Raw genomic sequence first — 11,916 nt, 5'->3', positions numbered from 1 at the left:
CCCAGCGGGCGGGTTTCCGGATGGTCCCGATCCTGAGCACCCACGCGGATCCGGGACCATCGTCGGTCCGTCAGCTCAGCGGCGGGTAGGCGTTCGCCATCAGCTGCTGGAACTGCGCGGAGAACCAGTGACCCGAGACAGGCGCGTTGGGCAGGGCGCCGGACATGCTGTTGCCGTTACGGGCGTTGCCCGTGTAGGTCGGGTCGCACATGCGGTCGAAGCCCTTGCCCTCGTCGTTCGGGATCAGCGAGCTGGAGCCGTCGGACTCGCCCGGCGGCTTGATCCAGACGTACGCGTCGATGCCGGTGGCCGGGTTGGCCCGCGGCCGCTCGCCGAGGCCGGCGCCGGCCTGGTTGCACCAGTTGCCCTTGTGGATACGCCGGTCGATGCGCGACTGGTTGACGAACGTGTTCAGGTCCGTCGACGTGCTCGGCGCGGTGGGCCGTGTCGCCTGCGTCGGCTGGCACGGGGTCTGGACACAGCTGCCCCAGCCGTTGCGCGAGGTGTCGATCAGCATGCCGATGCTGGACGAGAAACCGGCCGTGATCAGCCGCTGCCGGAACGCCTGGGCGAACGTCAGCTCGTCGTTGTACCGGTTCCAGTCGATCCACGTGGTCTGGCGCAGCTGCTCGGTGATCGTGCCGACGTACGGCTCGGTCAGCGCGGACGTGTTCGCCGTGTTGGTGATGAACCCGTGCACGTTGGCCGCGGTGCTGCCGGATGCGGTGGCGGCCGAGAACATCATGTTCGCGGTCGCGCCGAAGTTGTCGTCCCAGCCGATCCAGCCGTGGTGAGCGGCGTCGATGTAGTTGTACACGTTCGGGATCGCGCCGAGCTTGTTCAGCGCGTACCCGACGCCCTGGACGTAGCCGCCGTTGGCCAGCATGGTGTCGCACATGACGGTCGCGGTCGCCCGGCCGCCGACGTTGGTCACCAGGTTCGGCAGCGAGTCGATCTCGATGATCGCCACGACGCGCAGGTTCGCGTACGCCGGGCGGGCCAGGATCGACGCCATCACGTCGATGTACTCGGCCTTGTAACGGGGCAGCTCGGTCGCGCCCAGCTCGCCGTTGGAGGCCAGCGCGGCGCAGTCACGGCCGGGCAGATTGTAGACGACGATCTGGATCACCATCGGCGCGGAGCCGTTGGCGGCGTCCTGGATGACCGCCTGGTCCAGGTGGTCGGCCAGGCCCATGGTGCCCGTGGTCGGGCTGCCGTTGCCGGTCAGCGCGCTGATCCGGTCGAACCAGACACCGGTGGGCTGGTTGGCGATCCGGCTGCCGCCGGGCTCGGCCTGTGCCTTGGCGCGCCACTGCGGGTTCACGTAGACCCCGGCGCCGGCGTACGGGTTGTCGGCGCGCGGAGTGACCGGGCCGCCGTCGTTGTCGGCCTCCGTGGCGTTCACGGTGACCGAGGTCAGGCCGCTGGACGCGACGGTGAACGGCCGGGTGCCGGCGGTGGAGTCGCTGTCCTCGGCCGCCGCGAGGGTGACGTTCTGGACGGTGCTCCAGTTGCTCGGCGTGAACGTCAGGCTGCCGCCCGCCGACACGGTGAGGTTGCTGTCGCCGGTGCCGGCCGTCGTGGTGACGGTGACGTTCGCCGACGGCGCGACGGCCAGGCGTACGCCGAAGGTCGCGGTGCTGCCCTCCGACACGCTCACCGATGTCGGCGAGACCACCAGCGACTGGGTCGTGGTGCCGTCGTTGTCGGCCTCGGTCGCGTTGACGGTGACCGAGGTCAGGCCGCTGGACGCGACGGTGAACGGCCGGGTGCCGTTGGTCGTGTCGGAGTCCTCGGCCGCCGCCAGGGTGACGTTCTGGTTGGTGTTCCAGTTCGCCGACGTGAAGGTCAGGCTGCCGCCCGCGGACACGGTGAGGTTGCCGTCACCGGAGCCCGCCGTCGTGGTGACGGTGACGTTCGACGCCGGGGCCGAGCTGAGCCGCACCGCGTAGGTGGCGGTGCCGCCCTCGGGCACGGACACGCTGGTCGGCGAGACGACCAGGCTGGGCGTGGGCGTGGTGCCGCCGCAGGTGACCCCGTTGATCGAGAAGCTGCTCGGGTTGGTGTTCGTGCCGCTGTACGAGGCGTTGAAGCCGATGCCGGTCGACGCGCCGGTGGCCAGGCTGCCGTTGTAGGACAGGTTCGTCGCGGTGACGTTCTGCCCCGACTGGCTGTAGTTGGCCGACCAGCCCTGGATGCCGCCCTGGTTGCCGGACCAGGTCCACTTCAGCGACCAGCTGGTCAGCGGGTCGCCGGTGTTGGTGATGGTGATGTTCGCGCCGAAGCCGCTGCCGTTGTCCCAGGCCTTGGTGTAGGTCACCTGGCAGGAGACGGCCGCCTGGGCCGGGGTGGCCACGGTGGCCAGGCCGGCCGTGGCCAGTGCGGTCGCCCCGAGCAGCGCCATGAGGCGCCGCGCGGACGATCTGATCGGAATTCTCACTCGGGTACTCCTTGAGCCGGGCCGGACCGACGGGAGATCGGTGCGGCGGCCCGCGCCGAGCGGCGGCCACCGGGCGGGCCGGCGCGCACGACGCAGGAAGGTAAGGACAGCCCGGACGGCTGTGACGGCGGTGCGCGGCACCTTCCGGTCAGACCGGGGCCCTGGGCGCCGAGTCGCGCGGTATGGCTCCCTGCGCGGTAATCGAAGTTTCACACCGCCGTCACGTGACCACAATGCATGTCGATGTTTCTGGCACGTTTTTGTTTGACGATCCGACTAAGGCGGAGGTCGTGGCTCAGCGGGCCCGCGACGGGGCGATCTGGGCGTGGCAGACGGGGCAGGTGCTGTGGATCAGGCCGCGCTCGATCGCCTCCCGCGTCGCGGCCCGCACCCCCATGAGGGCGCCCATGAACAGCGCGGTGAGCGCGAAGGGCGCGCTCACGAGCACCAGGAGCCAGGTCATGGGAGGACTATACGATCATGTAAGCGTTCCCGCATGCCCCCGCGACTCCGTACGCGAGGACCCTTCAGGGGAGGCTGCCGGTCGTTCCGCGACACCGTGTCCACCGCGTGATGTCACGGTGACGCGGCGTCCGGGCCACGGTCGCCCAGCAGCGGCACCGCCGGATCCCAGACCGTGCCCGAGCGGCTGTCCCGGCGGCGCCGGGCGAGGCCGGACAGCGCCTCCAGCACCACCCGGTTGCCGAGCAGCGCGGTGATCTCGGCGTGGCGGGCCATCACCAGGCGATCGGGTCGCGGGCGATCGGGCAGGTCATGCAGTGCCCGCCGCCGCGACCGCGGCCCAGCTCCGCGCCCACGATCTCGATCACCTCGATGCCGGCCGCGCGCAGCAGCGTGTTGGTCTGGGTGTTGCGGTCGTACGTGAAGACCACGCCCGGCTCCAGGGCGACCGCGTTGTTGCCGCTGTCCCACTGCTGCCGCTCGGAGGCGTACACGTCGCCGCCCGTCTCGATCACGCGCAGCCCGTCCAGCCCGAGCGCCTTGGCCACCACCTCGGTGAACGCGGCGTCGCCCTCGTCGGTGACCACGACGCCCGGCGCCCGGTCCGCCGGGCGCAGCGTGAACGAGTGGATCGCGTTGACGATGTTCGGGTACACCGTCACCACGTCCCGGTCGGCGAAGGTGAACACCGTGTCGAGGTGCATCGCGGCCCGCAGCTTCGGCATCCCGGCCACGATCACCCGGTCGGCCGCGCCTGCCTGGAACAGCGCCGCCGACACCTGCGTGATCGCCTGCCGGGAGGTGCGCTCGCTCATCCCCATCAGCACCACGCCGTTGCCGACCGGCATGATGTCGCCGCCCTCGAAGGTGGCCTGCCCCCAGGCGCGCTCCGGGTCGCCCCACCACACCGTCGATCCGGTGAAGTCCGGGTGGAACTCGTAGACCGCCTTCATCAGCAGCGTCTCGTCGTGGCGGGCGGGCCAGTAGAGCGGGTTCAGCGTCACACCGCCGTACAGCCAGCAGGTGGTGTCGCGGGTGTAGAGCGTGTTGGGCAGCGGAGGCATGAGGTACTCGCGGATGCCGGTGGACTCGCGGGCCAGCGCGATGTAGTCGGGCCGGAAGTCGTCCGGCAGGTCCGCCGTGGACAGGCCGCCGATCAGGTACTCCGCGAGCTGCCGGGGCTCCAGCGTCTCCAGGAAGGTCCGGGTCGCGTCGACCAGGCCGAGCCCCACCTCGTTCGGCACGATCTTGCGGTCCAGCAGCCAGGCCCGCGCTCGGGGCAGCGCCATCGTCTGGGCCAGCAGGTCGTGCAGCTCGACCACGTCCACCCCGCGGCGGCGCAGCTCGGCGACGAACGCCGCGTGGTCACGCTGGGCGTTCTCCACCCACATCACGTCGTCGAAAAGCAGGTCGTCGGCGTTGCTCGGGGTGAGCCTGCGGTGCGCCAGGCCGGGCGCGCAGACCAGGACCTTGCGCAGCCGGCCCACCTCCGAGTGCACGCCGTATGCCGCCGATGGTGCCGAGCCGCTGGTCATTGCGGGTGCCTTTCATCCGTGTGCGGGGTGCGAGCGGGGATCAAAGCTTGATCCAGCCGGCCGCCAGGGCGATCACGCCGATCGCCGCGCCGATCACCGAGATGACGAAGATGACCAGCTCGGCGGGGGAGAAGACGGGGCGTCCCTGCTCGCGGCGGGTCATCGCGAACAGGATGGTGGCCGGGGCGTAGATGACGAACGACAGCAGCAGGAACCGGAGCCCGGCCGCGAACAGCAGGAACGCCGTGTAGAAGGTGGCCAGGGCGCCCACCACCACCATGCCGGTGGTGCTCGCGCCGACCGTGCCCGCGTCCGGCCGGACCGCGATCTTCAGGGCGTATCCGGCGGCGAGCAGGAACGGGATCAGGGTCAGCGCGCTGGTCAGGTCGAGCGCGAGGTTGAACGCGTTGTCGGAGAACAGCGTGACGACGAGGAAGAACTGCGAGAGCGCGGTGGACAGGATCAGGGCGTTCACCGGCACGTCGTCACCGGTGGCGCGGCGCAGGAAACGCGGCATGTCCCGGTCCTTGGCCGCCACGAACAGCACCTCGGCCGCCATCAGCGTCCACGCCAGGTACGCGCCGAGCACCGAGATGATCAGGCCGACGCTGACGAACCACTGCCCCCACGGGCCGACCGCCGCCTCCAGCACCCCGGCCATCGACGGCTGCCGCAGCTGCGCGATGTCGGCCATCGGCAGGATGCCGTACGACACGATGGTCACCGAGGCGAAGATCGCGAACACGCTGAGGAAGCCGAGGATGGTGGCCCGGCCGACGTCCTCGCGCCGCTTGGCGTGGCGGGAGTAGACGCTGGCCCCCTCGACGCCCAGGAACACGAAGACGGTAGCCAGCATGGTGCCCTTGACCTGCTCGAACAGCGATCCCGCGTAGTCCGCCCCGGCCCAGTTGGCGGCGAACACCGCCGGGTTCAGGTAGAACAGCGCCAGGATGATGAAGACGATGATCGGCACCAGTTTGGCCACGGTGACGATCCGGTTGATCGCGGTGGCCTCCTTGATGCCCTGCCGGATCAGCAGGAAGAAGCCCCACAGCCCGAGCGAGGACAGCGCCACCGCGAGCAGGGTGTCGCCCTCGCCGAGCGCCGGGATCAGCGCGCCGAGCGTCGACATGATCAGCACCCAGTACGTCACGTTGCCGACGCAGGCGCTGGCCCAGTAGCCGAACGCGGAGAAGAAGCCCAGGTACTCGCCGAAGCCTGCCTTGGCGTAGGCGTAGACACCGGCGTCGAGGTCGGGGCGGCGCAGCGCGAGCGACTGGAAGACGAACGCGAGCATGAGCATGCCGGTGCCCGCGACGATCCAGGCGATCAGCGCGCCCGCCACGCCGGTCTCCTGCGCGAAGCGGCGCGGCAGGGAGAACACGCCCGCGCCGACCATCGAGCCGACGACCATCGCGGTCATCGTCCAGAAGGTCAGCTTGGCGGTCGGCGGCGACGGCGCGACCGCCCGGTCGGTGTCGGTCATGCGTACCCCCCAACGGGGTGACCAGGGCGTCCGTCCCCACCATCCACCATGGAACGGACTTATGCCCCTTATTGCTATCACGGTCGCGCGGCCGCCCGGGGATGATCGCGAGTTCGTGTCAGAACCTGCGGTCCAGCCACAGGTTCTGACACGAACTCGCGATCAACGCCTGTCGGTGCGGTGACCACCGGGGGTGTCGCCGGCGGTGATGCGGGACCAGGCGGCCTGGAACAGCGAGGCAACCGGTCGGCCGACGGGCACCGTGCCCAGCGGTGGCGGGCTGCCCGGGGTCAGGCCGAACAGCGGCGCCTTCCATGACTCCAGCGGCAGCGCGGGCGCCTTCAGGCTCAGCCAGCCGCCGGGCAGGAACACCGCACGCCCGGCACGTTCCCGGCGCGCCTCGACGACCAGCCCGGCCGCTACCAGCGCCGCCCGCAGCGGCTTGAGCCGTGCCGGGGCCAGGCCCAGCCACCGGGATGCGTTCGCGTCGGTGGGGTCGGGCAGCGCCAGCAGCAGCAGGTGGTACGCGGCCGCGTCCGGTGCCAGGCCGTACGCCGCGGCGACCTCCGCCACCAGGCCGGGCGCGCTGTGCCGGGGGTCGTGCGGCCAGGCCCCGCCGGGCAGCGCGTCCGCCTCGGCGATCACGTCCGGCAGCGCCGGGTCGCGCAGCAGCCGCAGCGCCGCGGCCACGCCGACGTCCCCGAGCAGCAGCACCGGGTCGTCGGGGGTGGTGATCGCGGCGGGCCGCAGGTGATGGCGGACGTACCCCGGATAGCCCTCGGTGCGCAGCAGCCCGGGCAGGCCGTCCGGCGCGAGCCCTTCGGGGAAGAACGCGCTGCCGACGACCAGGTCCGGGTTGTCCAGCCGCTGCCGCACCAGCTCCAGCGCGCGGGGCAGCCGGTCGCGCAGCGGGTCACCCGCGGGCAGCCGGTACGCCAGCCACGGCAGCGCGACGGCGACCGCCTTCAGCCAGCCCTCGTCGAACGCGTCGCCGTACGCCGAGACCGTGGTCAGGTCCCAGTCGTCGGTGTCGGTGACCCCGTCGGTGCAGAGCCAGGTGCGCGGCTTCGGCTCGACGATCAGGCGGAGCATCTCCTGGCCCATCCCGCCCGGGATGACCCGCTTGGCCTCGGCCAGCAGCTCCTCCGCGATCGGCGTACGCCGCCCGAGCCGGTCGAGCCACAGCTCACCCGGTGCGTCGGGATCCGGCCCGTGCCGCCACAGGTCCGCCGGATCGTCCGGGACGGCCGCGTCGAGCAGCACCACCCGGTGCTCGTGGGCGATCCCGTGCCAGGCGGCGCCGGCCAGGCCGGCCTCGGCGGCGGTCAGCCCGAGCGCCTTGCGCTGCGGCGCGGTGAGCGCGCGCTCGTCCCAGCCGGCGATCGGCAGGCCGCCGAGCAGCAAGGCGGCCTCGGCCCGGGTCAGCCCGGTCCGCTCAGCCAGCCGTCGCACCGCCTCCTCGTGCCACGGCGCGGCGCCCTCGGCGTCGAGCAGCTCGGCCGCCGTGCGCAGTCGCGCGGCATCGCCCCAGCCGCCCCGGCGCAGGTCGGTGCGCACCTCGATGCCGTCGATCGGCGCGAACGCGGCCTCGGCGCAGAAGTCCACGGCGTACCGCAGGAAACGCGGCTCGCGCGCGGGCATCCGGTGCCCGCCGCCGGACAGGAACACGATGCGGCGGCCGTCCCCGCCCGCCTCGGCGGCTCCGTGCTCGGCGGTGACCAGCAGCTGGACGAAGCGGAACCGCGGATCCGCCGCGGCGAACGGCGAGTCCGCGAAGGCGCGCAGCAGCCGGGACAGTGCCGACCGCCGCTCGGGCGAGGTCGCGGGCGAGGCGGCGACCATGAGCACCGCGCCCAGCCCGGGAAGCAGCCGGGGCCATGCCGACTCGGCATCCGGCATCGGCAGCGCGCGGGGCGGCTGCGCGAACGCGCCGGTCAGCGCGGCGAGCTGGTCCATGATCGCGGTCCGTTGTCGTACGGAGCCCGAGTAGTAGCGCCCCCGCCACAGGGTGAGCGGCTCCAGGGCGGTGGTCAGCTCGCCATCGGTGACCGGTGCCGTCTCCGGCCCGGCTGCGGGTGCGGTGTCTGAGCGGGATACGGCCGCCGTCTTCTCCAGGCGGGAGGCCGCCGCCGGCTCCGGGCCGGATGCCGGTGTGCCGACGGACATCGCCACATCGCCGGCCGTCTGCGTGGCGGCGGGATCGGCGTGCGGGGCGAGCAGTTCGCGCAGCCGCTGCAGGCGGGTGTGCAGCCGGGCGGCGGTGCGGACGACCGAGCGCAGCGCGCGCAGCAGGTTCCGGTCGGTGACGGCGGGCAGGTGCCGGGCGATCGCCTGGTCGGTGAGATGGTCCAGCCCCGCGTTGCCCGCGGCGACGTCGGCCAGCAGCGCCGCCGCGACCGGGGCGGTCACCGCGCGCAGCGCCGCCGAACCGGCGGGGTCGCGCGGCCGCAGCGCGTGCCAGTACGGGAAGGGCGGTCGGCTGTGCGTGGCCAGGCACTCCTGCAGCGGGCTGGCGCCGTCGGGCGACCACACGGTGACCGCGAGGTCGTGGGGGCGCGTCTGGCCACCGGTGCGCGCGGTGACCGGCCGCAGGAGGTGGTCGCCCGGCAGCCGCAGCGCACCGACCAGCACCTCGTCCGGCGCGGTCGGCCGCCGCAGCACGGTGCGGCCGTCGATCGCCCGGCCCACCTGGGTGCCGTCCGGCAGCTCGTGCACGCACCAGCCGAGCAGCCCGTCCGCGGCCCCCAGCGGCGAATCCGCGAACTCCGCCGGGCCGGGCCGCAGCCAGGACCATTCCGGCAGCAGCCGCCGTCCCGGTGGCACGCCGTCACTGAAGAACCCGGGCACACCGTCCGGCCCCGGCGTGCCGGTGACCGGGTCGAACTCGCGCCAGCGGCCGTCCACGAGGTGCCAGTGGGTCACGCCGTCGCTGCTCACCAGGCCCGGCTCGGCGGGCACCGCGTCGCCGGGCAGCCACGGCGCGCCGCCCCCGGTCACCCCGCCGCCGGCCAGCGGCAGGTACGGCAGCGGCGGCCCGGCCGGGACGGGCGCCGCTCGGGGCAGCTCGAACGTCCGGTCCGGGCGATCGGCCCAGTACGCCCAGCCGGCGCTCGGGTAGGGGGAGCGCCCGGCCACGAGCAGGCGGCCGTCGAGCACGAAGCCCGTGACGTCGGTGTGCCACGAGCCGGCCGGGATGCGCACGGTGTGCTCGGCGCGGGCCCCGTCCGGGGCGACGGTCACCACGCGGTTCTGGTCGCTCACCGTCACGGTGGGCCAGCTCGGGGACAGGCCCAGCCGCTTCAGCTCGGCCACCGCCTCCTCGTACGCGGGCCAGCCCAGTTCGTCGACCAGGCCGGCCCGCAGCGAGCCCGCGAGCACCTCGGCGGCGTCGAGCGCGGCGATCCGGCGCAGCTCGGCGACGGCCAGCGCGACGCCCGCCGTCGACCACAATGGATGGAGTTCGCGCAGCGCCGCCTCCAGCCCGGCGACGGTGGCCCCGGCCAGGCGCACCTGCCCGATGCCGTGGCGCAGGGCGGCGGCCAGGCCGGGCGTCGCCGCCAGCACGGTGACCAGCTTCACGGCGTTGTATCCGGCGGGGTCGAGCTGGGTGTAGCGGTCGAGCATCCGCCACAGGCCGCGGGCGAGCGCGGGCAGCAGGCCCGGGTCGGCGGCGACGGCGGCCAGGTCGCGGCGGCCCTCGGCCTCCATGTCGTACCAGCGCTCCACCGGCAGCCCGGCCGGGTCGGACCAGGCGGCGACCGGCACGCCGTGGGCCAGGCAGGCGTCCATCAGGTTGAGGTCGGCCACCCGGGCGTCGGCCGGGTGCAGCGCCAACGGCCGCCCGGCCGCCCGCAGGCGTGGCGCGAGCCGCGGGACCAGGTCGAGCAGCTGCGGGCTCACGGTGCCTGCGGCGAGCCGGTGGCGCGACCGGTAACCCGCGAACCGTTCCAGCCAGGCGGCGACATCGGCGGCGGGGTCGTCGAGCACCCCGGCGTCGACGATGAGGCCGAGCCACTCCTCGGTGAGGTCGGTGCCCCAGCCGGGCGGCTCGGGCAGCAGCTCCCGCAGCCGGGTCGCGACCGCCGGGTCGCGCCGGGCCAGCCGCAGCAGCGGCTTGCGGTAGGACTTCCAGAAGCTCGGGTGCGCGCGTACCACCGCGGGCAGGCGCACCAGCTCGGCGGCGTCGGCGTCGTCGGCCGCCGCGGCGTCCAGCCCGGCCGCCTTCGCGGCGCGCCGCAGGTCGGCCGCGAACCCCGCGCCGGGGGCCAGCCCGCCCGCGACGCGCTGCATCGCGACCGAGCGGATCAGCGGGTACGCCTGCCCGGCGGGCAGCCGGGCGGCCACGTCCCGGGCGTAGTCGGTGAACGCCTTCGCGGTGAGCGCTCCGGCCAGGGCGAACTCCAGATGCGTGGCGCGCAGCCGGTCCTCGTCGACGGGCAGGCCGTGCACCTGCTCGGCCCGCCGCGCGTCGGCGAAGCAGATCGCGGCCTGGCGCGGGTTCTCCGCCTCGGTGAACGCCCGGCCTGCCTGCTCCCAGAACGGCGGCAGGAACCGCGGAACGGTCTCCGCGAGCCGGCGCGCGACGGCCAGGTAGCCGTCGCGGGCGTTGCCGGGCTTGGACCGGGCGAGCCGCGCCAGCTTCTCCATCTCCTTGACCAGGGCCAGCGCCTGCGCGCCGTGGGCCGGGTCCTGCACCAGCGCCGACGCAGGGAAGCCCGGCGTGCGGACCCGCCCGTGCCCGACCGGCACCGCGTCCACCGTGGCGAACCCGAGGAACTCCATGGTCAGGTCCTCGGCCGCGCCGACCGGCTCGCTGACCAGCCGGACGACGGTGCGTCCGGGCAGCGCGGGGTGCGCGTACGCCCGGCCGGTCACCGGGGCCACGGACGGGTGGGCCGGGCCGGGCCCGTCCAGCACGGCGCCCGCGTCGAGCAGCGCGTCCTCATGGGCGGGGTGGATGAGGGTCTGCGTCATCGTCACTCGCCTCCGCCGGTGCGGCCGGCGTGCAGGGCCGCGGCCATGCGTACGCCCTCCGACCAGGTGATCGGCCCGACCTCGGCGGCGGGCACGTGCTGCCCGGACGCGTCGGCGAACTGCAGCCGCCCGGTCCAGCTCTCATGACCGGGATCGCCGTCGCCGAGCCAGACGGCCGCGTCGACCGGGCGGCCCTGCTCGACGATCCGGCAGCGGGCCGTGCCGCCGCGCACGGCGTAGCCGAGCCCGACCGCCCGGGCGGTGGCGTGCCGCAGCTGCGCGTACGGCGCCCCCGCGTACCCGTCCAGCACCGCGGTCATCTCAGCCGGCTCGGCCGGCCTGCGGTACGCCTCGCGGAACAGCTGGGTGACGCCCTGCCGCACATCCAGCTCGGCGGCGAACTCGCGCAGCTCGGCCAGCTCGTCGAGCAGCACCGGGTGCGGCACCGCGAACGCCGGGCCGGGCAGCCACGCCGACTCGCCGTCGAGGTCGATCACGCCGACGCCGCGCGCGGGGTCGACGTCGCGCAGGAAACCGGCTCGGCCGAGGTCGGGCATGCCGTCGGTGTACGGGGCCATGACCAGGTCGCGCAGCGCGGCCCGCCAGGCGTCGTCGGCCCACACGCGGGCGAGCACCGCCACGGTCACCGGCAGCCCGCGTACCATCCACCGCTCGACCTCGGCCTGGCATTCGGCCTCGTGGCGAGCGAGCCACTCGCGCAATCGGCGCAGGTCGGTGATCACCGGATCGTCCTTTACCGACGCGGGCAGCCCGCGCAGCCGCCGGCCCTGCGCGTTGCGGCAGACCACCCGGCCGCCGTCGAGGGCCACCTCGTAACCCGAGCCTGTGGGCAGCCAGCCCATGCTCCACCTCCCGTGACGTGCCGCGGAGTATGCCAGCACCACCCGACAGTTGCGCAGGCAGATTTTCCAGAAGACAGGGATGGCGTTCGTGCGGAAAACGGGGTACCTTCGCAGCAAGCCCGCTTCGACGGTTTCCCCCGTGATCGCCGAAGCGGG

7 protein-coding genes are annotated in these 11,916 nt (G+C 73.6%); all 7 read right to left on the bottom strand.

The genetic code is table 11. The features are described 5' to 3' along the window. Window positions 1-70: 70 nt before the first annotated feature. The 7 genes from CS0771_RS38500 to CS0771_RS01605 all read right to left on the bottom strand — a co-directional run bounded on the left by CS0771_RS38500 (window position 71) and on the right by CS0771_RS01605 (window position 11,760). Window positions 71-2,440, bottom strand: coding sequence for a glycoside hydrolase family 6 protein (locus tag CS0771_RS38500; RefSeq protein ID WP_371821329.1), 2,370 nt, complete (start codon window positions 2,438-2,440; stop codon window positions 71-73). 295 nt (window positions 2,441-2,735) lie between these two features. Then, entirely contained in the window at window positions 2,736-2,903 is a 168-nt protein-coding gene (locus tag CS0771_RS01630; RefSeq protein WP_212839471.1) for a hypothetical protein, read from the bottom strand. Window positions 2,904-3,016: 113 nt separating this feature from the next. Continuing rightward, window positions 3,017-3,178, bottom strand: a complete 162-nt coding sequence (locus tag CS0771_RS01625) for a hypothetical protein (RefSeq protein WP_244870540.1) — start codon at window positions 3,176-3,178, stop codon at window positions 3,017-3,019. Beyond that, window positions 3,178-4,437, bottom strand: coding sequence for an arginine deiminase (locus tag CS0771_RS01620; protein ID WP_212839470.1), 1,260 nt, complete (start codon window positions 4,435-4,437; stop codon window positions 3,178-3,180). Before CS0771_RS01620 ends, CS0771_RS01625 begins: the two co-directional genes overlap by 1 nt. Window positions 4,438-4,477: 40 nt before the next feature. Then, complete coding sequence (locus tag CS0771_RS01615; protein ID WP_212839469.1) at window positions 4,478-5,923, bottom strand: basic amino acid/polyamine antiporter; 1,446 nt, start codon at window positions 5,921-5,923, stop codon at window positions 4,478-4,480. 162 nt (window positions 5,924-6,085) lie between these two features. Continuing rightward, the gene (locus tag CS0771_RS01610; RefSeq protein WP_212839468.1) at window positions 6,086-10,897 is read right to left on the bottom strand and encodes a hypothetical protein; all 4,812 of its coding nucleotides are present in this window, start codon (window positions 10,895-10,897) and stop codon (window positions 6,086-6,088) included. A 2-nt stretch (window positions 10,898-10,899) separates the two neighbouring features. Then, window positions 10,900-11,760, bottom strand: coding sequence for a DUF4132 domain-containing protein (locus CS0771_RS01605; protein ID WP_212839467.1), 861 nt, complete (start codon window positions 11,758-11,760; stop codon window positions 10,900-10,902). Window positions 11,761-11,916 lie beyond the last annotated feature (156 nt).

Source organism: Catellatospora sp. IY07-71, from assembly GCF_018326265.1.
Classification (GTDB): Bacteria; Actinomycetota; Actinomycetes; order Mycobacteriales; family Micromonosporaceae; genus Catellatospora.
Note: the sequence above shows the minus strand (reverse complement) of the source record. Positions and strands in the feature narration are given on the sequence as shown.

Excerpts from the sequence above, each read along its gene's own strand:
- CS0771_RS01630 (WP_212839471.1), bottom strand. The coding sequence starts at position 2,903 with ATGACCTGGCTCCTGGTGCTCGTGAGCGCGCCCTTCGCGCTCACCGCG.
- CS0771_RS01625 (WP_244870540.1), bottom strand. The coding sequence starts at position 3,178 with ATGGCCCGCCACGCCGAGATCACCGCGCTGCTCGGCAACCGGGTGGTG.
- CS0771_RS01620 (WP_212839470.1), bottom strand. The coding sequence starts at position 4,437 with ATGACCAGCGGCTCGGCACCATCGGCGGCATACGGCGTGCACTCGGAG.
- CS0771_RS01615 (WP_212839469.1), bottom strand. The coding sequence starts at position 5,923 with ATGACCGACACCGACCGGGCGGTCGCGCCGTCGCCGCCGACCGCCAAG.
- CS0771_RS01610 (WP_212839468.1), bottom strand. The coding sequence starts at position 10,897 with ATGACGCAGACCCTCATCCACCCCGCCCATGAGGACGCGCTGCTCGAC.
- CS0771_RS01605 (WP_212839467.1), bottom strand. The coding sequence starts at position 11,760 with ATGGGCTGGCTGCCCACAGGCTCGGGTTACGAGGTGGCCCTCGACGGC.